At 52.3% G+C, this 22290-nt stretch carries 21 protein-coding genes; 17 read left to right on the forward strand and 4 right to left on the reverse strand.

Annotated features, from left to right (window positions below):
• The 3 genes from HF894_RS05410 to HF894_RS05420 all read left to right on the forward strand — a co-directional run.
• Positions 1-155, forward strand: a 155-nt coding sequence (locus HF894_RS05410) for an ATP-binding protein (RefSeq protein ID WP_218417846.1), incomplete at its 5' end; no start/stop codon positions are given.
• Between the two features lie 11 nt (positions 156-166).
• A complete protein-coding gene (locus HF894_RS05415) occupies positions 167-862 on the forward strand; it encodes a response regulator transcription factor (protein WP_204970247.1) in 696 nt (231 codons plus the stop codon).
• Positions 863-977: 115 nt separating this feature from the next.
• Entirely contained in the window at positions 978-2090 is a 1113-nt protein-coding gene (locus tag HF894_RS05420; RefSeq protein ID WP_204971437.1) for a DUF2027 domain-containing protein, read from the forward strand.
• Here HF894_RS05420 and HF894_RS05425 read toward each other — a convergent pair.
• Together HF894_RS05425 and HF894_RS15270 are read right to left on the reverse strand one after the other, a co-directional pair.
• Positions 2080-2841 (reverse strand): YaaA family protein, encoded by a 762-nt coding sequence (locus HF894_RS05425; protein WP_204971373.1) that lies wholly within the window; start codon positions 2839-2841, stop codon positions 2080-2082. The two genes, HF894_RS05420 and HF894_RS05425, sit on opposite strands and share 11 nt — an antisense overlap.
• Positions 2842-3193: 352 nt before the next feature.
• Complete coding sequence (locus HF894_RS15270) at positions 3194-3319, reverse strand: hypothetical protein (protein WP_262899887.1); 126 nt, start codon at positions 3317-3319, stop codon at positions 3194-3196.
• 177 nt (positions 3320-3496) lie between these two features.
• Here HF894_RS15270 and recJ point away from each other — a divergent pair, with 177 nt between their 5' ends.
• From recJ to dnaG, 10 genes are all read left to right on the forward strand, one after another.
• Positions 3497-5212 carry a single-stranded-DNA-specific exonuclease RecJ gene (recJ, locus tag HF894_RS05430; protein WP_204971374.1) on the forward strand — a complete coding sequence of 572 codons (1716 nt, stop codon included), beginning with the start codon at positions 3497-3499 and terminating at the stop codon, positions 5210-5212.
• Between the two features lie 36 nt (positions 5213-5248).
• Entirely contained in the window at positions 5249-7147 is a 1899-nt protein-coding gene (locus tag HF894_RS05435; protein ID WP_204971438.1) for a RecQ family ATP-dependent DNA helicase, read from the forward strand.
• 37 nt (positions 7148-7184) lie between these two features.
• A complete protein-coding gene (locus HF894_RS05440; RefSeq protein WP_204971375.1) occupies positions 7185-8144 on the forward strand; it encodes a tetratricopeptide repeat protein in 960 nt (319 codons plus the stop codon).
• A gap of 36 nt (positions 8145-8180) precedes the next feature.
• On the forward strand, positions 8181-9179 hold the full coding sequence (locus HF894_RS05445; RefSeq protein ID WP_204971376.1) for a Gfo/Idh/MocA family protein: 999 nt from the start codon (positions 8181-8183) through the stop codon (positions 9177-9179).
• Positions 9180-9193: 14 nt separating this feature from the next.
• Positions 9194-9952, forward strand: coding sequence for an endonuclease/exonuclease/phosphatase family protein (locus tag HF894_RS05450; protein ID WP_204971377.1), 759 nt, complete (start codon positions 9194-9196; stop codon positions 9950-9952).
• A 274-nt stretch (positions 9953-10226) separates the two neighbouring features.
• A complete protein-coding gene (locus tag HF894_RS05455; protein WP_021847841.1) occupies positions 10227-11075 on the forward strand; it encodes a prephenate dehydratase in 849 nt (282 codons plus the stop codon).
• A complete protein-coding gene (locus tag HF894_RS05460; RefSeq protein WP_204971378.1) occupies positions 11056-12252 on the forward strand; it encodes a pyridoxal phosphate-dependent aminotransferase in 1197 nt (398 codons plus the stop codon). Before HF894_RS05455 ends, HF894_RS05460 begins: the two co-directional genes overlap by 20 nt.
• 137 nt (positions 12253-12389) lie before the next feature.
• Positions 12390-13457, forward strand: a complete 1068-nt coding sequence (locus HF894_RS05465; RefSeq protein ID WP_021847843.1) for a bifunctional 3-deoxy-7-phosphoheptulonate synthase/chorismate mutase type II — start codon at positions 12390-12392, stop codon at positions 13455-13457.
• A gap of 124 nt (positions 13458-13581) precedes the next feature.
• Positions 13582-14355: a prephenate dehydrogenase/arogenate dehydrogenase family protein gene (locus HF894_RS05470; RefSeq protein ID WP_204970254.1), complete on the forward strand. Its 774-nt coding sequence runs from the start codon at positions 13582-13584 to the stop codon at positions 14353-14355.
• A gap of 121 nt (positions 14356-14476) precedes the next feature.
• Positions 14477-16582: a DNA primase gene (gene dnaG, locus HF894_RS05475; RefSeq protein ID WP_204971379.1), complete on the forward strand. Its 2106-nt coding sequence runs from the start codon at positions 14477-14479 to the stop codon at positions 16580-16582.
• Between the two features lie 40 nt (positions 16583-16622).
• Here dnaG and HF894_RS05480 read toward each other — a convergent pair whose 3' ends face one another.
• Positions 16623-17300 carry a tetratricopeptide repeat protein gene (locus HF894_RS05480; RefSeq protein ID WP_204971380.1) on the reverse strand — a complete coding sequence of 226 codons (678 nt, stop codon included), beginning with the start codon at positions 17298-17300 and terminating at the stop codon, positions 16623-16625.
• A gap of 152 nt (positions 17301-17452) precedes the next feature.
• Here HF894_RS05480 and HF894_RS05485 point away from each other — a divergent pair, with 152 nt between their 5' ends.
• Entirely contained in the window at positions 17453-18796 is a 1344-nt protein-coding gene (locus HF894_RS05485; RefSeq protein ID WP_204971381.1) for an MATE family efflux transporter, read from the forward strand.
• Here HF894_RS05485 and HF894_RS05490 read toward each other — a convergent pair.
• Positions 18768-20186 (reverse strand): ATP-dependent DNA helicase, encoded by a 1419-nt coding sequence (locus tag HF894_RS05490; protein WP_204971382.1) that lies wholly within the window; start codon positions 20184-20186, stop codon positions 18768-18770. The two genes, HF894_RS05485 and HF894_RS05490, sit on opposite strands and share 29 nt — an antisense overlap.
• Before the next feature lie 96 nt (positions 20187-20282).
• Here HF894_RS05490 and HF894_RS05495 point away from each other — a divergent pair, with 96 nt between their 5' ends.
• Genes HF894_RS05495 through rsmD form a run of 3 tightly spaced genes read left to right on the forward strand, consistent with a single transcriptional unit; the run spans position 20283 to position 22290 of the window.
• Positions 20283-20969: a hypothetical protein gene (locus tag HF894_RS05495; RefSeq protein WP_021847849.1), complete on the forward strand. Its 687-nt coding sequence runs from the start codon at positions 20283-20285 to the stop codon at positions 20967-20969.
• A gap of 17 nt (positions 20970-20986) precedes the next feature.
• Positions 20987-21766: a DUF3822 family protein gene (locus tag HF894_RS05500; RefSeq protein WP_021847850.1), complete on the forward strand. Its 780-nt coding sequence runs from the start codon at positions 20987-20989 to the stop codon at positions 21764-21766.
• A complete protein-coding gene (gene rsmD, locus HF894_RS05505; RefSeq protein ID WP_075318486.1) occupies positions 21757-22290 on the forward strand; it encodes a 16S rRNA (guanine(966)-N(2))-methyltransferase RsmD in 534 nt (177 codons plus the stop codon). Before HF894_RS05500 ends, rsmD begins: the two co-directional genes overlap by 10 nt.

Raw genomic sequence — 22290 nt, forward strand, 5'->3', positions numbered from 1 at the left:
AGGAAGGCCGCGCACAGAAGGGCTACGGCATCGGCCTGACCTATGCCCGCTACGTGGTCCGTGCCCACGGCGGAGACATCCGGGTGGAAAGCCGGGAAGGAACGGGCAGTACCTTCAACATACGCCTGCCCCGCAAACAGACAAACAGACCCTGACAATAAAAGAAATGGAAAAGACAGAAAAAATAAAAGTATTGTTCGTGGACGACGACCTCCTGCTGGGGCAGGTGGTGGGCACCGCGCTCCAGGCGGAAGGTTATGATGTGTTCTACCAGAACTCGCTGGAGGGACTGACGGCCAGAGCGACCGCCTGCATGCCCGACATCATCTTTCTGGACGTACAGATAGGGACGGAAAGCAGCATCGAAACGGCGCCCCGGCTGCGTGCACTGTTACCCGACGTGCCCCTGATTTTTGTATCCTCGTACACGGATGGAACCACCATCCGGCAAGGACTGGAGACCGGCGCCACCAGTTATCTGAAGAAACCGTTCGACATGGAGGAGCTGACCGGATACATCCGGCGGTATGCCGTCCGTACCAGCCATACATCCATCCCCATAGGCAGACTGAGGCTGGACTGCCGCACACGGGAACTGACTGACAGCCGGAGCGGGAAACCCGTCAAATGCCTGAGCCACATGGAATACAGGCTGCTCAAACTGCTGGCTGCCTATCGGGAACAGGCAGTAGAGAAAAAACTCATCGAAGCAACCTTGTGGGAAAAAACGGAAACGCCCAATGAACAGAGCCTGATGAACTGCATAAGCCACCTGCGGAAATACCTGGCAGCAGACAGCGGAATGGAGATTGCCCTCCTGCCCAAGCAAGGCTACATGCTCCGCCCGGAACAGGAGGAATGACGAAACTTCGGTTTCCGCTTTGTCTTTCCCCGCGTTTGCCGTACCTTTGCCCCGAAGAGAGGCAGACAGGGTAAACAGCCTCTTGCCGGATTACACTTAAAACAGAAAAGATATGATAAAGATAGGAGACAAAGTTCGCTTTCTGAGCGAAGTGGGTGGCGGAAAGGTCACCGGATTTCAAGGCAAAGACATCGTACTGGTGGAAGACGCCGACGGGTTCGACATCCCGATGCACATCCGTGAAGTGGTGGTGATAGAGACGGACGACTACAACGTACCGACTCCCGCCTCGAAAGCCGCCAAGGCCCAACAGAAGAAGGCCGAGGAACAGCCGGCCCGACCGACCGCACCGCAACCGGCCGAACAGCCGCTGCACCGTGTGGAGAAGCCTCAGGTGTCGGTCTACCGCCAACCGGAGATGAAGGGCGGCGACACGCTCAACGTCCACCTGGCCTTCGTGCCCACCGACATCAAGGCAGTAAGTACCACGTCCTTCGAAAGCTACCTGGTGAACGACAGCAACTATTACCTCTACTACACCTACCTGGGCGCCGAGGGCAAGGCATGGACCGTACGTTCGCACGGACTGATAGAGCCCAACACGAAGCTGCTGCTCGAAGAGTTCGAGAAGGCTTCGCTCAACGACCTGGAGCGCGTGGCCGTACAGCTGGTGGCCTTCAAGGACCGCCGTTCCTTCCAACTGAAACCCGCTATCAGCGTAGAATTGCGTATTGACACGGTGAAGTTCTACAAGCTGCATACCTTCCAACAGACCGACTTCTTCGAGACACCGGCCCTGCTCTACGACGTAGTCAAGGACGACCAGCCCGCCAAGCAAGTCTATGTGTCGGCCGAAGACATTCAGGAAGCCTTATCACAGAAACGGGCTGTCGACAACGCGCCCCGCAAGCCGCAGACTGTAGCTAAACGAGGAGGCAAGAATGACATCATCGAGGTGGACCTGCACATCGGCGAGCTGCTGGACGACACCCGCGGCATGACCAACGGCGAAATGCTGAACTACCAGCTGGACAAGTTCCGCGAGGTGATGGAGCAGTACAAGAACAAGCGCGAGCAGCGCATCGTCTTCATCCACGGCAAGGGCGACGGTGTGCTGCGCCGTGCGCTGCTGGACGAGCTGAAGCGCAAGTACCCGGCCTGCAAAGCGCAGGATGCCTCCTTCCAGGAATACGGGTTCGGTGCCACGATGGTCACCATCAGGCAGTAAACAGCAGGTGGGTGTCCGTGCTCCGGCTTTCGTCGAGCGCGAAGCCCTCCCATTCGAAACCACGCAACTCTTCGGGGCGGGTGAGGCGGTTCTTCAGGAAGAAGCGCGTCATCTCGCCCCGACACATTTTGGCATAGATGACCACCGTCGCCAGCCGGTCGCCCTTCCACACCTGGAACTCGGGCGTCACGACCTGCACCTCGCGCTCCACGCGCCGCCAGTCGAAGAGGTTCTTCATCTCGCCGCTGGCCAGGTTGAGCAGCACGCCGCCCTGCTGCCTGACGGTTTCGATGAACACGTCCGTCAGCAGCGGTTTCCAGTAGTCGAACATCGACAGTCCGCCTCGTTCGGGCAGGCAGACGTCGCCCTCCAGCCGGTAGGGCCGGATGCCGTCCAGCGGGCGCAGCAGGCCGTAGAGGAAGGAGGTGATGAGCAGGTGGTCCTGCGCAAAGGCGAAGTCGTCGGCCGTGAAGTCACGCGGCGCGATGCGCTTGAACACCGCCCCCGTATAGGCTCCGATGGCGGGCATCGGACGGTTTTCTTCCGAACAGAAGTCGTGGTAGCGCAGGCGGTTTTCGGCGGCTATCTTCGCGTTGACCCGCAGCAGGGTCTCCAGCTCGGCAGCAGAATATTGCGACAGGCTGAGGGCGTTCTGCAACGCCTCGGCTTCAAAGCGGGGTGTGGTCAGCTGCGGCACGCGCAGGGTGCAGCGGGCAGCCATGGTCTTGGCACAGGATATGAAGGCAAGCATAAGACAAACATTTTTATTTTCCGGCAAAAATAATAAAAACACTGAAATTCCCACCCGATTCCCCCACTCCGTCTGACGAAGTGCTGCATGAGGTCCTGACGAAGTGCTGCGTGAGGGTGTCATGCAGTGCTCCCTGAGAGGCTGACGAAGCACGGCGTCAGAGGGTCAGGAAGCACGGCGTCAAGGCACCCAACGCCCCTTTTCGAAAAACGAGAAAACATAAAGAGAAGTAGGGACAAATCATCCTGCTGCACAACCTGCTGATTTTCAATGCCGCCACAGATGCCACAGATAATTGTGTAAACATTACGCGTGAAAATAAATAAATGACCTGCCTTTAAAGGCAGCCTATTTATTTAATTGGCTCAATAATTTTAATGTAACCCTCTGTGGCATCTGTGGCGGCATTGAAAATCAGCAGGTTGTGCAGCAAGATAGCAACCATAAGGGAGTGAAAGGCATATTTATCTCCTCGCATGCCTTTTAGCCGCTTCCAACCGTTCCCGTCCTTCTATTTCCACCCGTTAAGAAAGATTTTATGTTCTTTTCATCCTTCTTTCAAGAGTTTTTGCTACCTTTACGACTTGTTGGAGAAATGGGCACTTTTCGCCCGCCCCGACACCCGAGACTGGAAAAAGAAAAAATAATATATAAAATGACTCACAAATGGAATTATCAACCCATAACACCCGAACAGGCAGAAGCAAGCCGGCAACTGGCGCAGGAGTTGGGCATTAGCCCCATACTTGGCCAACTGCTCATCGAACGCGGCATCACAACAGCTGCCGCTGCACGGAAATTCTTCCGCCCGCAACTGCCCGACCTGCACGACCCGTTCCTGATGAAGGACATGGACGTGGCCGTGGCACGCCTGAACAAGGCTATGGGAAAGAAAGAACGGATTCTGATTTACGGAGACTATGACGTAGACGGTACCACCGCTGTGGCACTGGTCTACAAGTTTATCCAACAGTTCTATTCGAACATCGACTATTACATCCCCGACCGCTACAACGAAGGTTACGGGGTATCCTACAAAGGAGTGGACTACGCCGTGGAAACAGGCGTGAAACTCATCATCGTATTGGACTGCGGCATCAAAGCCGTAGAGGAGATTACGTATGCCCAGGAGAAAGGCATCGACTTCATTATCTGTGACCACCACGTGCCCGACGAGGTGTTGCCACCTGCCGTGGCCATTCTGAACGCCAAGCGCGAAGACAACACCTATCCCTACGAACACTTGTCGGGCTGCGGTGTTGGCTTCAAATTCATGCAAGCCTTTACGATGAGCAATGGTATCGAGTTCCATCACCTGATTCCCCTGCTCGACCTGGTGGCCGTGAGCATCGCCTCGGACATCGTGCCCATCATGGGCGAGAACCGTATCCTGGCCTATCACGGCCTGAAGCAGCTCAACAGCAACCCCAGCATCGGGCTGAAGGCCATCATCGACGTCTGCGGACTGGCGGACAAGGAACTGACCATCGGCGACATTGTCTTCAAGATAGGTCCGCGCATCAACGCCTCGGGACGCATCCAGAACGGCAAGGAAGCCGTGGATCTGCTGACGGAGAAGGACTTTTCCACCGCCCGCGAGAAGGCCAGCCAGATCAACCAGTACAACGAGACGCGCAAAGACTTGGACAAGAGCATGACCGAAGAGGCCAACCACATTGTGGAAGGGCTGGAGGGACTGGCCGACCGCCGCTCCATCGTGCTCTACAACGAGGCCTGGCACAAGGGCGTCATCGGCATCGTAGCCTCACGTCTGACTGAAATCTACTACCGCCCCGCCGTGGTGCTGACCCGCACCAACGACATGGCCACCGGCTCGGCCCGCTCCGTGTCGGGGTTCGACGTCTATAAGGCCATCGAGTACTGCCGCGACCTGCTCGAAAACTTCGGCGGCCACACCTACGCCGCAGGGCTGTCGATGAAGGTGGAGAACGTGCCCGCCTTTACCGAACGGTTCGAGGAATTCGTGTCGCAACACATCCTGCCCGAGCAGACCAGCGCCGTGATCGACATCGACGCCGAAATAGACTTCAAGGACATCACACCCAAGTTCTTCAGCGACCTGAAGAAGTTCAACCCCTTCGGTCCGGAGAACGTAAAGCCGGTGTTCTGCACTCACAACGTCTACGACTACGGCACGAGCAAGGTGGTGGGCCGCGACCAGGAGCACATCAAGCTGGAACTGGTGGACAACAAGTCGAACAACGTGATGAACGGCATCGCCTTCGGACAGAGTTCGCACGTGCGCTATATCAAGACGAAGCGCTCGTTCGACATCTGCTACACCATCGAGGAAAATACCCACAAGCGGGGCGAAGTGCAGCTCCAGATAGAGGACATCAAGCCGAACTGACTTCAGCAGGCACGGATGGCACGGATTTTCGCAGTCATGGACTATCAGGCAATCTTAAAGCAATACTGGGGCTACGACTCCTTCCGCGGCATACAGGAGAACATCATCCGCAGCATCGGCGAGGGACGCGATACGCTGGGCCTGATGCCGACGGGCGGCGGAAAGTCCGTCACCTTCCAGGTGCCTGCCCTGGCACAGGAAGGCATGTGTCTGGTCATCACCCCACTCATCGCCCTGATGAAAGACCAGGTGCAAAATCTGAAACGGCGGGGCATCAAGGCCCTGGCCGTCTATTCGGGCATGAGCCGCCAGGACATCATCACAACGCTGGAGAACGCCATCTTCGGCAACTACAAGTTCCTCTACATCTCACCCGAACGACTGGACACGGAAATCTTCCGCATCAAGCTGGCCAAAATGAAAATCAGCCTGATTACGGTGGACGAGAGCCACTGCATTTCGCAATGGGGATACGACTTCCGCCCGGCCTACCTGAAGATAGCCGAAGTGCGCCACCTGCTGCCGGACGTACCTATCCTGGCCCTGACCGCCACCGCCACACCGGAAGTGGTAAAGGATATCCAACAGCGACTGGAGTTCCGCAAGGAGAACGTATTCCGTATGAGCTTCGAGCGGACCAACCTTGCCTACGTGGTGCGACAAACGGAAAACAAAGCCAGCGAATTGCTGCATATCCTGCAACGCATGGAGGGTAGTGCCATCCTCTACGTACGCAACCGCCGGCGTACCAAGGAGGTGACCGAATGGCTGCAACAACAGGGCATCACCGCCGACTTCTACCACGCCGGACTGGACGACGCCGTGAAGGACATCCGCCAACAGCGGTGGCAAAAGGGCGAAAGCCGCGTCATGGTAGCCACCAATGCCTTCGGCATGGGCATCGACAAGCCCGACGTACGGCTGGTCATTCACCTGGATCTGCCCGACTCCATCGAAGCCTACTTCCAGGAAGCGGGCCGTGCGGGACGCGACGGACAGAAAGCTTATGCCATCATCCTTTACGCCCAATCGGACAGCACGACGCTGCGCAAGCGCATCCCCGACAACTTTCCGGAAAAAGACTACATTCGCGACGTCTACGAACACCTGCAATATTATTATGAGATGGCCATGGGCGACGGACTGGGCTGTGTAAGGGAGTTCGACATCGAGGACTTCTGCCGCAAGTTCAAATACTTTCCTGTCCCCGTAGACAGTGCCCTGAAAATCCTGACACAAGCCGGCTACCTGGAATATACCGACGAACAGGACAACGCTTCGCGCCTGCTTTTCAGCGTTGGGCGTGAGGAACTGTACAGGCTACGCGAACTGGGAGAGGACATGGACCGCCTCATCCAGGCGGCTCTACGCTCTTACACCGGCCTGTTTACAGACTATGCCTTCATCAGTGAAGAGACACTGGCCATACGTACCGGTCTTACACAGCGGCAGGTCTACGAAATGCTGAAGGAACTCTCCCGACGACGTATTGTCAGCTACATCCCCCGCAAAAAGACACCTTACATCATCTATACACGCGAACGTGTGGAAAGCAACCGGCTGAACATCCCGCCTGCCGTCTACGAAGAACGGAAAGCACGCTACGAGCAACGTATCAAAGCGATGCTCGAATACGTCACCAACGATACGGCCTGCCGCAGCCGCATGCTACTGCACTACTTCGGCGAACAGAACGAACACGACTGCAGCCAATGTGACACCTGCCTCAGACTCAGGCACAAAATCACAACAGACAAACAAGCTGACAGTCTGTCTGGTAGAGTCTTACACTGCCTGAGCGGCCATTCCCTTACACCGGCCGCCTTAGCCGACCAGCTTCTTGTAGAGAAAGACCTGCTGGCGGAGACTTTACGTCAAATGATGGACGACAAACAAATATTTACCCATAACGGAATGCTGCAAATCAGAAAATAATTCATTACTTTTGTCCCGCAATTAATCAGAAACAGCTATGGGATTTTTCAAGTCATTTTTCTCAGGAAAGCCCTCAAATCCGGAAGAGGAGCAACAGAAGAACAAACAAAAGAACTTCGATATATTCAAATACGACGGTATGCGTGCCCAACGCATGGGACGCAGCGATTACGCCATCAAATGCTTTCAGGAAGCGCTGGCCCTACAGGAAGATTTCGAGACCATGGGGTATCTGGTACAGGTCTATATACAGACCAACCAGCTGGCCGAGGCACGCCGTCTGCTGGAACGCATGGCGCAAATCGAACCGACTCACACCAATACCTTCCTGAACCTGGCTAATGTCTGTTTTGTACAAGAAGACTATCCGGCCATGGCTGAAGCTGCCCAAAAAGCCATTGCCATCGAAGAAGGCAACGCAATGGCACATTATCTGCTAGGCAAAGCGACAGACGGACAGGGTGACGGAATCATGTGCATTGCCCATCTGACAAAAGCGATCCTGCTGAAGGACGACTTCACCGAAGCGCGCTTGTTGCGAGCCGAAGCGCTGATAAAGATGCAGCAATACAAAGAGGCCGCAGAAGATATCGAAGCCATCTTGAGCCAGGATCCCGATGAAGAGAACGCTTTATTGCTCCGCGGCCGCATAAAAGAAGCCAACGGACAACTGGAAGAAGCTGAGGCCGACTTCCGCAAAGTGACAGAAGACAATCCGTTCAACGAACAGGCGTATCTGTACCTGGGACAACTGTATATTGGACAGAAAAAAATGACAGAAGCGATCGCCCTCTTTGATGAAGCTATCGAACTGAATCCCAACTTCGCTAAAGCGTACCATGAACGCGGTCGGGCCAAGTTACTGAACGGTGACAAAGAAGGAGCCACAGAAGATATGAAAAAGGAGCTGGAGCTAAACCCAAAGGAAAGCGAAGCATTCAACGGTGAATACAACAACCAGCCTGGAGGAAGACAAACCGATATTTTGGGACTCTAACCCTTCATACGCTATCAGAGAACAAAACCAAACACTATGAGTAAAGAACGAAACAATGTAGCCATCCTGGGTACCGGACATATCGCCGCCAAGATGGCTGCCACCCTACAACAGATGAAAGACGTGAACTGCTACGCAGTTGCATCACGCGAACTAATCCGCGCCAAAGCTTTCGCCAAGGAATGGGGATTCAAACAGGCTTACGGCTTGTATGAAGAGCTGGCTACTGACCCTCAGGTAGATTTGGTCTACATTGCCACTCCCCACTCTCATCACTACGAACACGCCCGCCTGTGTATCCTGAACGGGAAAGCCGTATTGTGCGAAAAAGCTTTTACCGCCAATGCACGTCAGGCTGAAGAGCTGTTACGGTTGGCCAAAGAACACAACATATTTATCACCGAAGCAATCTGGACACGTTACATGCCTTTCTCCAACACCATTCGTGAACTGGTATTTAGCGGAGTCATCGGCCGTCCACACATGTTGACCGCCAGCCTGGGCTACTCCATCGCTTATAAAGAACGAATCGCCAAACCTGAATTGTGTGGAGGCGCCCTGCTCGACTTGGGCGTATATCCCATCAACTTCGCCCGCATGATATTCGGTACTGACATCGAAGATATCCAGTCACACTGCGTGAAAAACGCCAACGGTGTAGACCTTCAGGAAAGCATTTCTTTTCGCTATGCCGACGGCAATATGGCCGTGATGCAGGTCACAGCCAACTGCGCTAACGACCGCCAGGGCATCATCTCGGGCGAAAAGGGATATATCGTAGTGGACAATATCAACAATCCGCAACAGGCCGCCATCTACGATACAGACCACCAGTTGGTGAAGATTTACGACTGCCCGCCCCAAATCAGCGGCTACGAATACGAAGTACAGGCTTCTATCGACGCTTTGCGCAGAGGGTTGTTGGAAACTCCAGCCATGCCCCATGCCGAAACACTTGCAATCATGCGTTTGCTCGACCAGCTCCGGCAGGAATGGGGTGTAGTCTACCCTGCAGACAACGAAGCAGCCTTATAAATCCAGAAATAATCATGAAAAAACAGTTATTGGTTTATGCATTCGCCCTGTGTTGTGGACTATGTTCCTGCGGACAAAATCCAACAAACTTGCGCATCATGTCCTACAACGTGCACAACTGCATCGGGCTGGACAACGTACGCGACTACAACCGCATTGCAAACGTAATCAAACAAGCGACACCGGATATAGTAGCCCTTCAAGAACTGGACAGTGTAACCCAACGCAACGATGGTGTCTACGCCCTGAAAGAACTGGAAACTCTCACCGGCATGCACGGCCTTTTTGCCTCAGCCATTCCCTTTCAGGGAGGCAGCTACGGCATCGGACTGCTGTCCAAAGAGCAGCCATTGAGTTACAAGAAAATTCCCATGCCCGGACGCGAAGAACAGCGAACCATGATTGTGGCCGAATTCAAGGACTACGTGTTCTGCGCCACCCACCAGTCACTGACGCCCGAAGACCAGCTGACAGCTGTACAGGACATCCTGAAAGCGGTGGAAGGATACCATAAGCCCGTCCTGCTGGCAGGCGATATGAACTCCCGCCCCACCGAAAAGCCCCAGATGGAACTGAAACGGCACTTCACCGCACTGAACGATACCACCGCCTATACATTCCCAGCCGACCGTCCCGACTGCTGTATCGACTACATCTACGGGTATACGGCAAACGGATACGAATTCAAGGTGCTGCAACAGAGCGTTTTGCCGGAGACTGTTGCATCGGACCACCGGCCCGTACAGGTGGACGTGCAAGTACTGAAAAAGTAAAATTGATACGTTTTTCAAAAAAAACATGGAATATTGTTTGCATTTCAAAGAAAAGCATTACATTTGCCGACGAAATAACAACAAAAGCAAAATATGAACCTGTTTACTTACGCATATTACTTCTTCTTTTACTTTTACTTTAGCCACAAAGTAGAGCGGGAGTTTGTATGTGTCAAGTGACAGTGACGCTTAAGAACTGAATAGAGAACTGAAATAAAAGATATGGATCCCGCTCCCATTGATTGGAAGCGGGATTTTTTGTTAATACAACGATATGAAACGAATAGCCATCCAAGGAACACTGGGTTCCTTCCACGACATTGCAGCACACCGATACTTTGAAGGAGAAGACATCGAACTGATCTGCTGCGCTACGTTTGAAGACGTGTTCAAGTCCATCCGCCACGACAGCCAGGTCATCGGCATGCTGGCCATCGAGAACACCATTGCAGGCAGCCTGCTCTACAACAACGAACTGCTGCGACAGAGCGGCACGCAAATCATCGGCGAACACAAACTGCGCATCTCGCACAGTTTCGTCTGCCTGCCCGAAGAAGACTGGGACGACATCACCGAGGTCAACTCGCACCCCATCGCCCTGATGCAATGCCGCGAATTCCTGAGCCAACATCCGAATATCAAGGTGGTGGAAGGCGAAGATACCGCCCTCAGTGCCGAAATCATCAAAAAGGAACACCTGAAAGGGCACGCCGCCATCTGCTCGAAAGCCGCAGCCGAACTCTACGGCATGAAGGTGTTGCAGGAGGGCATCGAAACAAACAAGCACAACTTCACCCGCTTCCTTGTAGTGGCAGACCCGTGGCAGGTGGACGAACTGAACCGCCACCGCAACCGCGAACCCAACAAAGCCAGTCTGGTATTCACCCTGCCCCACACCGAGGGGAGCCTTTCGCAAGTACTGTCCATTCTCTCATTCTATCGCATCAACCTGACCAAAATCCAGTCACTGCCCATCATCGGACGGGAATGGGAATACCAGTTCTACGTTGACGTCATGTTCGACCAACTCTTGAGATACAAACAGGCGCTTGCCGCCATCAGCCCACTGACCAAAGAATTAAAGATATTAGGAGAATACGAAGATGGAAAATCAACACTGTAATAAAACTACAAACTACAAGCCGGCCGACCGCTTGGCCTCGGTCAGCGAATACTACTTCTCGCGCAAGCTGAAGGAAGTGGCCCAGATGAACGCACAGGGTATGGACATCATCAGCCTGGGCATCGGCAGCCCCGACATGCCGCCCTCGGCCAAAACCATAGAGACCTTATGCGAAGCGGCACAGAACCCCGACGGACATGGATACATGCCCTACGTGGGTATCCCCGAACTGCGCAAGAGTTTCGCCGCGTGGTACAAGCGTTGGTATGGTGTAGAGCTCGACCCGCAGACCGAGATACAACCGCTCATCGGATCGAAGGAAGGTATCCTGCACGTCACGCTGGCCTTTGTAAACCCAGGCGAGCAGGTACTGGTACCCAATCCGGGCTACCCCACCTACACCTCCCTAAGCAAAATACTAGGTGCCGAGGTGGTGAACTACAACCTGAAGGAGGAAGACAGCTGGATGCCCGACTGGGAGCAGCTGGAGGCTTTGGACACAAGCCGCGTCAAACTGATGTGGACCAACTATCCCAACATGCCGACAGGTGCGCCCGCCACACCCGAACTTTACGAGCGTCTGGTGGACTTCGCCCGCCGGAAAGACATCATCATCGTGAACGACAACCCATACAGCTTCATCCTGAACGACCATCCGCTGAGCATCCTCAGCGTGCCGGGCGCCAAAGAGTGCTGCATCGAGTTCAACTCCATGAGCAAGAGCCACAACATGCCGGGCTGGCGTATCGGTATGCTGGCCTCGAACCCGCAGTTCGTGCAATGGGTGCTGAAGGTGAAGAGCAACATCGACAGCGGCATGTTCCGCGCCATGCAGCTGGCCGCCGCCACCGCCCTCGAGGCCGACGCCGACTGGTACGAAGGCAACAACCGCAACTACCGCAACCGCCGCCGGCTGGCCGGAGAAATCATGCATACACTGGGCTGCACCTACGACGAACGGCAGGTGGGCATGTTCCTCTGGGGCCGCATTCCCGACTCTTGCAAGGACGTGGAGGAACTGACCGAACGCGTGCTCCACGAGGCCCACGTCTTCATCACTCCCGGCTTCATCTTCGGTTCGAACGGCGCACGCTACATCCGCATCTCGCTCTGCTGCAAGGACGCGAAGCTGGAAGAGGCGCTGGAGAGAATCAGGAAAATGAAGAATGAAGAATGAGGAACGAAGAATTCCCAACCGCATCATTCGTAAACCACAGAACAATTAATAAACATAAGAACATACAATGATGAATCCGTAAGAACGAGAAAGCCAACACAGCAAATTCTTCATTCATCATTCTAAATTCAATCGTTATGGAACTCGAATTAGAGAAAATTACGCTTCCGGGCGTGGACGAAAAACGCCCCCTGGTGATTGCAGGCCCCTGCAGCGCCGAGACTGAAGAACAAGTGATGGAAACCGCACGCCAACTGGCCGCACGCGGTATCAAGATATTCCGCGCCGGCATCTGGAAACCCCGCACCAAGCCCGGAGGCTTCGAAGGCGTGGGTGTGGACGGACTGCCCTGGCTCAAGGAAGTGAAGCAGGAGACGGGCATGTACGTATCCACCGAAGTGGCCACGGCCAAGCACGTGTTCGAGGCTCTGAAAGCCGGCATCGACATCCTGTGGATAGGTGCACGCACGGCAGCCAACCCCTTTGCCATGCAGGAGATAGCGGATGCGCTGAAGGGCGTGGACATCCCCGTGCTGGTGAAGAACCCCGTAAACCCCGACCTCGAGCTGTGGATCGGTGCCTTGGAGCGCATCAACCAGGCCGGACTGAAACGGCTGGCAGCCATCCACCGCGGCTTCTCGGCCTACGACAAGCGCATCTACCGTAACCTGCCGCAATGGCACATCCCCATCGAGCTACGCCGCCGCATCCCCAACCTGCCTATCCTGTGCGACCCGAGCCATATCGGCGGCAAGCGTGAGCTGGTAGCCCCGCTGTGCCAGCAGGCCATGGACCTGGGCTTCGACGGCCTCATCGTGGAGAGCCACTGCAATCCCGACTGCGCCTGGAGCGACGCCGCACAGCAGGTGACACCGGACATTCTGGACTACATTCTGAACCTGCTCGTCATCCGCGAAACCAACCAGAGCACTGAAAACCTGAACGAACTGCGCAAGCAAATTGACGAATGTGACGACGACCTGATCCAAGTGTTGGCCAAGCGTATGCGCGTGGCCCGCGAAATTGGTACCTACAAGAAGGAGCACGGCATGACCATCCTTCAGACGGGCCGCTACAACGAGATTCTGGAGAAGCGTGGCTCGCAAGGCGCCTTGTGCGGCATGGATGCCGACTTTATCAAAAAAGTGTTCGAAGCCATACACGAAGAAAGTGTAAGACAGCAAATGGAAATCATTAACAAATGAAGAATGAAGAACGAAGAATGAAGAATTAGGGCTGCGCATGCGACAGGCATACCTGTCCCCGACGCCCCTTCTTCATTCTTCGTTCTCAATTCCTCATTCTTAATTCTTAATTCTTCATTTTATCATGAGAATCCTGATCCTCGGAGCCGGAAAGATGGGCTCCTTCTTCAATGACGTACTGAGTTTCCAGCACGAGACGGCCGTGTTCGACGTCAACCCGCACCAGCTGCGCTTCGTCTACAACACCTACCGCTTCACCACGCTGGACGAGATAAAGGAATTTGAACCCGAGCTGGTCATCAACGCCGCCACGGTGAAATATACCCTCGAAGCCTTCCGCCAGGTGCTGCCCGTGCTTCCCAAGGACTGCATCCTGAGCGACATCGCCTCCGTGAAGACCGGTCTGAAGGCCTTCTACAAGGAAAGCGGCTTCCGCTACGTGTCCACGCACCCCATGTTCGGCCCCACGTTTGCCAGCCTCAACAACCTGAGCACGGAGAACGCCATCATCATCACCGAAGGCGACCACCTGGGCCGCATCTTCTTCAAGGACCTCTACCAGACGCTGAAGCTGAACATCTTCGAATACACGTTCGACGAGCACGACGAGACGGTAGCCTACTCCCTGTCCATCCCCTTCGTGTCGACCTTCGTCTTCGCCGCCGTGATGAAGCACCAGGACGCGCCGGGCACCACCTTCAAGAAGCACATGGCCATTGCCCGCGGCCTGATGAGCGAGGACGACTACCTGCTGCAGGAAATCCTCTTCAACCCCCGCACGCCCGCCCAGGTGGCCAACATCCGCACGGAGCTGAAGAACCTGCTCGAAATCATCGAGAAGAAGGATGCCGACGGCATGAAGCAGTACCTGACGCGACTGCGCGAGAAGCTGAAGTAAAGGGTCCGGTCGCGGCCCACCCGCGGGATGCAACTGTACCCCACGAGTGGGGTCGAACAAGGCATTAAATTCGCCCCAACCGGACGGAATCTCGGAAATAACCCGTACCTTTGTACTCCGTATGATAGACCAAGCCACCATAGACCGGATATTGGACGCGGCGCAGATTTACGATGTCGTGTCGGACTTCGTGACCCTGCGCAAGCGCGGCGTCAACTACGTGGGCCTCTGCCCCTTCCACGACGACAAGACGCCCTCGTTCTACGTCTCGCCCGCCAAGGGCCTCTGCAAGTGCTTCGCCTGCGGCAAGGGCGGCAACGCCGTCCACTTCATCATGGAGCACGAACAGCTCAGCTACCCCGACGCCCTGCGCTTTCTGGCCAAGAAATACGGCATCGAAATCAAGGAACGCGAACTGACGGGCGAAGAGAAGGCGGCGCAGAGCGAGCGCGAAAGCCTGTTCGTCGTCAACCAGTGGGCCTGCGACTACTTCCGCCGCACCCTGCGGCAGACCGACGAAGGTCGCAACGTCGGCATGGCCTATTTCCGCAGCCGCGGCTTCCGCGACGACATCATCGAGAAGTTCCAGCTGGGCTACTGCACCGAGAGCCACGACGCCATGGCCCGTGAGGCTCTCGCCAAAGGCTACAAGCAGGAGTATCTGGTGAAAACCGGCCTCTGTTACGAAACGGACGACCACCGCCTGCGCGACCGCTTCTGGGGGCGCGTCATCTTCCCCGTCCACACGCTGAGCGGCAAGGTGGTAGCCTTCGGCGGACGTGTGCTGGCCTCCGCCACCAAGGGCGTCAAGGTGAAGTACGTCAACTCGCCTGAATCGGAAATCTATCACAAGAGCAACGAGCTCTACGGCATGTATCAGGCCAAGCAGGCCATCGTCAAGCAGGACCGCTGCTACCTGGTCGAAGGCTATACGGACGTTATCTCCATGCATCAGAGCGGGGTAGAGAACGTAGTAGCCTCGTCGGGCACAGCGCTCACCACGCAGCAGATCAAGATGATACACCGCTTCACCAACAACCTGACGGTGCTCTACGACGGCGACGCGGCCGGCATCAAGGCCTCCCTCCGAGGCATCGACATGCTGCTCGAAGAGGGGATGAACATCAAGGTGTGCCTCCTGCCCGACGGCGACGACCCCGACTCCTATGCCCGCAAGCACAACTCCACGGAGTTCCAGGCCTTCATCCGCGAGCACGAGACGGACTTCATCCGCTTCAAGACCAACCTGCTGATGGAAGACGCGGGCCAGGACCCCATCCGCCGGGCCGAACTGATAGGCAACATCGTGCAGAGCATCTCCGTCATCCCCGAAGCCATTGTGCGCGACGTATATATCAAGGAATGTGCCCAGCTGCTGCACGTGGAAGACCGCCTGCTCGTCTCCGAAGTGGCCAAGCGCCGCGAGAAGGAAGCCGAGCGCAAGGCCGAACAGCGCGAACGCGAACGCCGGCGCAGTACAGCTGCCGCACAACCGGCCGACAATACACAGGCACAGGCAGGCAACATCCCCACCCCTACGGCAGACGACCTGCCGCCCGAGGCCTATACCGCCCCCTTCCCCGACGATTCTTCTATACCGACAACGGGTACCGCGGAAGCAGCGGACAGCTACACTTCCTTCATCCCCCAGGAGGGCAAGGAAGGACAGGAATTCTACCGCTACGAACGGCTCATCCTGCAGATGGTGGTCCGTTACGGCGAGCGTGTCATGTGCAACGTGGCCGACGAAGAAGGCAAGGAAATCCCCGTGACGGTCATCGAATTCGTGGTGGCCGACCTACAGCAGGACGACCTGGCCTTCCACAATCCGCTCCACCGCCAGATGATGACCGAAGCCGCCGCCCACCTGCACGATGAAGGCTTCCGAGCCGAGCACTACTTCCTGACACACCCCGACCCTGTCATCAGCCGCCTGAGTACGGAGCTCATCAGCGACCGCTACCAGCTGAGCAAATACCACTATAAGAATCAGAAGATTGTAACCGACGAAGAACGGCTCTACGAACTGGTGCCGCTGCTCACCACCAACTTCAAGTATGCCATCGTCGGCGAAGAACTGAAACACATGATGCGCGCCCTGCAGGACCCCAAGGTGGTGCAGGACGAGACACAATGCAACGCCATCATGCAACGATACAGCGAGTTGCGCGAAGTACAAAGTGTCATGGCCAAGCGTCTGGGCGACCGCGTAGTGCTCAGTTTCTAACCCAATCGAGCCATACCGTCAAACGATGAAGCAACAAAGATTATTTGTTGACTTCCCGTTCAACCAGCTTTATTTTCTCAAGAGTTTTACCCGCTTCGGAAGAGGGGAATAGCGTCAACACTTGTTGCAAATAAGCACGGGCTTTAGAATAACCCGAATCAAAAAGTGATGAGAGATTGTTGCGATAACGGGCGTATTGCATACGGGTAGGCGAAGAAAGCTTCTTGAAGTCTGCCTCTATTTTTTTACGCGCATCCTCAGATTTCAGGAAATAATAACTACCTAAAAAATTACATGCCTGCAAATTATCCGAATCGAGTGCCACAACTTGCTCATAAGTAGCCTTTGCATCTGCCACCTTTCCACAACGTACTTCCATCTCTGCACATGAAACAAGAACATCCACATTGTCCGGAGTATACTGTAATAACTCTTTATAGAACAAATAGGCCTTGGTGTAATTACGAACATCTTTAAAATGCTCAGCCAGCTCGCGAGCAAACTGTGGCGCCGTATTCTCCGACTTATCCACCTCTGTCCAATAAAACATTTCCGCCTCATGCCCGTCAGCCTGACATGACTGCCGGAAAAGACTTACAGCATACCCCGTTTGCCCCGAGGCAAGCGCATCAACTACTTTACGCAATAGCACGTCCGCCGATTGGGAAAACATTGTAAGCGGAAACATGCTGAACATGATTAACATCCAGATTTTCATAAAAAATAGTCAGTTTAGATCCAGTTTCTCTTCCTTTTTTTGGAAGGCCTACAAAATTAGACAATCCGCCTCTAAAAGTCAAGTAAATATTGGACAAATATCATTAATAAAATTCTCTCTATTTAGCATTTCTGCCTACCTTTGCAAACGCAATGAAAGAGACCGACAAGCAAATACTGAATATAGCCCTTCCGGCTATCGTATCGAACATTACTGTTCCCCTGCTGGGACTGGTAGACGTCACCATTGTCGGCCATCTAGGCAATGCTGCCTATATCGGCGCCATCGCAGTAGGTGGGATGTTATTCAACATCATCTATTGGGTTTTCGCATTTTTGCGCATGGGGACAAGCGGTATGACCGCTCAGCTTTACGGTAAACATTTAGCGGACGAGATTGTTCAAATGGCAGTCCGTTCCGTTGGCATTGGAATGATGGCCGCCCTTGCCCTCATCATCCTGCAGATTCCGATTAGAGAAGCGGCTTTCTTCTTTATCCATCCCACTGAAGAAATTAAAAGACTCGCTACAACCTATTTCCACATCTGCATCTGGGGAGCTCCCGCTACCCTGGGCCTCTATGGACTCACAGGATGGTATATCGGGATGCAAAACTCACGCATTCCAATGATCATCGCCATCACACAAAACGTAGTGAACATCATTGCCAGCCTTTGCCTGGTATATATAGGCGGGCTAAAGGTGGAGGGAGTAGCACTTGGAACCCTAATAGCCCAATATGCAGGTTTCCTGATGGGAATAGGACTATGGATACGACATTATGGCGGTTTATGGAAACATTTCAGTAGGAAAGGATTATGGAAACGGCAAGCTATGTGGCATTTTTTTCAAATAAATCGCGACATCTTCTTACGTACACTCTGCCTGGTTGCAGTCACCCTGTTCTTTACCTCAGCCGGAGCCGAACAAGGAGAAATTATACTAGCCGTCAACACCTTGCTAATGCAATTATTTACACTCTATTCCTATATAATGGACGGATTTGCATACGCTGGCGAAGCCCTTATCGGCAAACACATCGGAGCTCAGAACTACCCAGCATACACTTGTACACAGAAACACTTGTTCGTATGGGGAGGCATCATGGCTTTATTGTTCACCATCGCCTACGCCACAGGCGGCAATACATTCCTAGCCTTGTTAACTGATGAGACAGAAGTGATAGAAGCTTCCGAAAACTATCTGGGATGGGCCTTGGTTATTCCGATAGCCGGCATGGCTGCTTTTATTTGGGACGGAATCTACATAGGTGCTACCAACACAAAAGGAATGCTACAATCCATGGCAATAGCAGCTGGCTGCTTCTTCCTTCTGTATTATGCCTTGTATCATACCTGGGGAAACCATGCCCTCTGGCTGGCCTTCCTAACTTATTTAAGCGTACGAGGTATCGTACAAACGTTCCTTAGCCGGCAAATGACACGCCAAGCGTTCCTTTCTCACGAACTTACTCCACACGATCCGTCGGATAATTGACCAAGTAAATCGTCCCCGTAGCTCGGGTAAAAGCCGTATAAAGCCAACGGAAATAGTCTGGTGTCAGATGGTCATCCGTAATATATCCCTGGTCCAAAAATACATTTTTCCATTGACCACCCTGCGCTTTGTGACAAGTCACCGCATAAGCATACTTCACCTGCAAAGCGTTATAATAAGGATCAGCCTTCATTTTCTTCATCCGCTCCTTCTTCAAAGGTACGTCAACATAGTCTTCTAGTACACTCTGAAAAAGCCGTTCATTGTCTTCACGTGACAAGGCTGGTGCATCGCTATGTAACGTATCAAGTAACAATCGAGTTTCCAATTCGACATCCTGCCTATCGGGGAAAGACAGCAAAACATCCGCAAAACGGAAACCGTACATTTCCGTCGTACGTCTCACGCGACGCACAATCGCTATCTCTCCATTGGCTATGAAATCCAATTCTTTTTCTTTCTCAGTCCAATAATAATTATTCTTGGCTACCATCAAAAGGTCTCCTCCTTCCAGTTCCTCCTCGCGCCACAAAATTTGTGACCGTATACCTTGATTATAAATATTTGCCCGTTTATTAGAACGACAAATGACAATCGTCTCATCTATACCATCCTGATCATAGCAGGTCGACAAAGCATCAATCAATTCATTACCAGGAAGCATTTTGACATCGGGAAAACAAGATACCCGTACAGGCGGTAATGTATACATGGAATCTTCCGCTATAAGTCTACGCAGCCGGGTAGCATTCCACAAAATGCCCGATTGCTGTTCCTGACGAACGACTTGTGTTAAATCGGCTTCAACAACTTCCAAGCCATAGCCCCTCAATGCCTCTGCAAACAAGGCCGGACTGAGCTCTTCACCCACAGGGGGCAACTGTGCCGTATCTCCCATCAACAACAAACGACACCCTTCCCCAGAATAGACAAACTGTACCAAATCATCAAGCAGGCGTCCCGTCCCAAACATCGTCCCCGAAAGTCCTTCATTGGAAATCATTGAAGCCTCATCCACGATATATAAAGTATGCGTTGTCAGATTGTCATTCAAATCAAAATTTCCACCTTCGCCAGAAAAGGCTCGTTGCCTGTATATCTTCTTATGAATCGTAAATGCCGGATGTCCCGCATAAGCAGAGAAAACCTTGGCAGCCCGCCCAGTAGGTGCCAAAAGCATAACCTTCTGCTCAAGCTTATCTAAGGTCCTAACCAGCGCTCCAATTAGAGAAGTCTTTCCCGTACCTGCATAACCACGTAGCAGAAATGCAATATCCTTCTCTCTTGAACACAGAAACTGCGACAACATTTTTAGCGTATTTTCTTGCTCTACAGTTGGCTGGTAAGGAAAATTTTCCTTAATTTGCCTTTCTAAATAGTTATTTATCATTTTCGTATGAGAAAAAAGTAACGGGAACTATCGTTTTTAAATTTATTTCTCTTATTTTTGCGGTGCGAATATAATAAACTAAAAAACATATTTATCATGAAAACAGTATTTAACATCGTTTTAGGCTTGTGTGCCTTAGCATTGGTCTATATCTGCTATGCCAGCATTATGGGGCCGATCAATTTCGAAAAAGCAGAGAAGATCAGAGAGCAAGCAGTTATTGCCCGTCTGATAGACATCCGCAAAGCTCAGACTGAATACCGCAACTTGAACAACTTGCAGTATACACCCAGCTTTGACACGCTGATTCACTTTGTGAAGACTGCCAAACTGCCTTTTATTTATAAGAAAGGTGAGCTGACCGATAAGCAGATGGAAGACGGTCTGACAGAAAAGAAGGCTGTCAGCATCATCAACAAAGCTAAAAAGACTGGTAACTATGCTGAAGTAAAAAAATGGGGATTGGAAAACTTTGAGCGTGATACTTTGTGGACTGCCGTATTGGATACAATTTTCCCCAAAGGCTTCAATCCTGATTCTATGAGATATGTACCTTATGGAAACGGTGCACAGTTTGAAATGGCCATCAAGAACGATACAGCCAAATCGGGTGCTCCTTTCTGTCTGCTCGAAGTTAAGACTCCGTACACTGTTTACCTGAATGGTTTGGATCCTCAGGAAATCGCCAACAAGATTGACCTTCAGACTAAATTGGGCAAATACGCAGGTCTGATGATTGGTAGCTTGGAAACTGCAAACAACAACGCAGGTAACTGGGAATAATCTTCCTGATTCTATATATGATAGAGAAACTTGATTTCAGTAAATCAAAGCAATATACATTATCCATCCGTCTTAGTACGGATGGATTTTCTTTTTCTGTACTCAACCCATTGGAAGAGAACGGATATGCAATTTATGAATATTCCCTTAACGAAGGATCATCCTTAACAGCGAACCTTAAACAAGTGTTCAAAGAAAAGGAATGGCTGAACCTTCCCTATCGACGCATCAATATTCTGATAGCTAATAACCGCTTCACTTTCATTCCATTGGAATATTTCGAGGATGAGCAAGCTGAAACCATTTTCTATCATAATTTTTCCACACAAGAAAACGAAATAATACGATATAACATCCTTCATAGAAATGATACGGTAGTCGTATTCGGTATGGACAAAAGCGTTTATACTTTCTTGTGCGACCAATATCCCGAAGCACACTTCTATTCCCAAGCCAGTATATTTATTGAATATTTCTTTTCGAAAAGCAGGCTGGGAAACAACCAGAAAATGTATGTTAACCTACGGGAAAATGCGACGGACGTTTATGCTTTTGAGCGTAACCGATTATTATTAGCTAACTCTTTTTCATGCAAAGCAGCATCGGACCGTCTCTACTACGTACTTTACATCTGGAAACAACTGGGATTCGACCAGGAACGCGACGAGCTTCATCTGACTGGATTATTAGCCTCTAAAGAGCCTTTACTGAGAGAATTAAGAAAATATATACGACAGGTCTTTATAACCAACCCTGCCACTAACCTTGACCTACAAGCCATCACCCAATGCGAGTAATTAGCGGAATATACAAACGACGCCGTTTTGACGTACCCCATTCTTTCAAGGCACGTCCCACAACAGATTTTGCCAAAGAAAATTTGTTTAATGTATTGTCTAACTACCTGGATTTTGAAGATAATATACATGCACTCGATTTGTTTGCCGGCACTGGCAGCATCAGCCTGGAACTGGTATCACGCGGATGCGACCAAGTAGTCAGCATTGAAAAAGACCGAGATCATCATGCCTTCATTTGTAAAGTCATGAATGAAGTCAAAACTGACAAATGTATTCCCATCAGAGGAGATGTATTCAAATATATCCAAAGTTGTCACAACCAGTTTGACTTTATATTTGCGGATCCTCCATATGAGTTGAAGGGGCTGGAAACAATCCCCGACCTGATATTCGAACATGGATTACTCAAAGATGAAGGGCTTTTCGTGTTGGAACATGGAAAGAAAAACAATTTTGAATCTCATCCCCATTTCATCGAACGACGCGTCTATGGGAGTGTAAACTTCTCATTTTTTCAATAA

Origin of the sequence: Caecibacteroides pullorum (assembly GCF_019239235.1) — a bacterium.
Lineage (GTDB): Bacteria > Bacteroidota > Bacteroidia > Bacteroidales > Bacteroidaceae > Bacteroides > Bacteroides pullorum.

Bases quoted from the DNA above. Each gene is read 5' to 3' on its own strand.
- HF894_RS05415 (WP_204970247.1), top strand. From the start codon at position 167: ATGGAAAAGACAGAAAAAATAAAAGTATTGTTCGTGGACGACGACCTC.
- HF894_RS05425 (WP_204971373.1), bottom strand. From the start codon at position 2,841: ATGCTTGCCTTCATATCCTGTGCCAAGACCATGGCTGCCCGCTGCACC.
- HF894_RS15270 (WP_262899887.1), bottom strand. From the start codon at position 3,319: ATGCGAGGAGATAAATATGCCTTTCACTCCCTTATGGTTGCTATCTTG.
- recJ (WP_204971374.1), top strand. From the start codon at position 3,497: ATGACTCACAAATGGAATTATCAACCCATAACACCCGAACAGGCAGAA.
- HF894_RS05435 (WP_204971438.1), top strand. From the start codon at position 5,249: ATGGACTATCAGGCAATCTTAAAGCAATACTGGGGCTACGACTCCTTC.
- HF894_RS05440 (WP_204971375.1), top strand. From the start codon at position 7,185: ATGGGATTTTTCAAGTCATTTTTCTCAGGAAAGCCCTCAAATCCGGAA.
- HF894_RS05445 (WP_204971376.1), top strand. From the start codon at position 8,181: ATGAGTAAAGAACGAAACAATGTAGCCATCCTGGGTACCGGACATATC.
- HF894_RS05450 (WP_204971377.1), top strand. From the start codon at position 9,194: ATGAAAAAACAGTTATTGGTTTATGCATTCGCCCTGTGTTGTGGACTA.
- HF894_RS05455 (WP_021847841.1), top strand. From the start codon at position 10,227: ATGAAACGAATAGCCATCCAAGGAACACTGGGTTCCTTCCACGACATT.
- HF894_RS05460 (WP_204971378.1), top strand. From the start codon at position 11,056: ATGGAAAATCAACACTGTAATAAAACTACAAACTACAAGCCGGCCGAC.
- HF894_RS05465 (WP_021847843.1), top strand. From the start codon at position 12,390: ATGGAACTCGAATTAGAGAAAATTACGCTTCCGGGCGTGGACGAAAAA.
- HF894_RS05470 (WP_204970254.1), top strand. From the start codon at position 13,582: ATGAGAATCCTGATCCTCGGAGCCGGAAAGATGGGCTCCTTCTTCAAT.
- dnaG (WP_204971379.1), top strand. From the start codon at position 14,477: ATGATAGACCAAGCCACCATAGACCGGATATTGGACGCGGCGCAGATT.
- HF894_RS05480 (WP_204971380.1), bottom strand. From the start codon at position 17,300: ATGAAAATCTGGATGTTAATCATGTTCAGCATGTTTCCGCTTACAATG.
- HF894_RS05485 (WP_204971381.1), top strand. From the start codon at position 17,453: ATGAAAGAGACCGACAAGCAAATACTGAATATAGCCCTTCCGGCTATC.
- HF894_RS05490 (WP_204971382.1), bottom strand. From the start codon at position 20,186: ATGATAAATAACTATTTAGAAAGGCAAATTAAGGAAAATTTTCCTTAC.
- HF894_RS05495 (WP_021847849.1), top strand. From the start codon at position 20,283: ATGAAAACAGTATTTAACATCGTTTTAGGCTTGTGTGCCTTAGCATTG.
- HF894_RS05500 (WP_021847850.1), top strand. From the start codon at position 20,987: ATGATAGAGAAACTTGATTTCAGTAAATCAAAGCAATATACATTATCC.
- rsmD (WP_075318486.1), top strand. From the start codon at position 21,757: ATGCGAGTAATTAGCGGAATATACAAACGACGCCGTTTTGACGTACCC.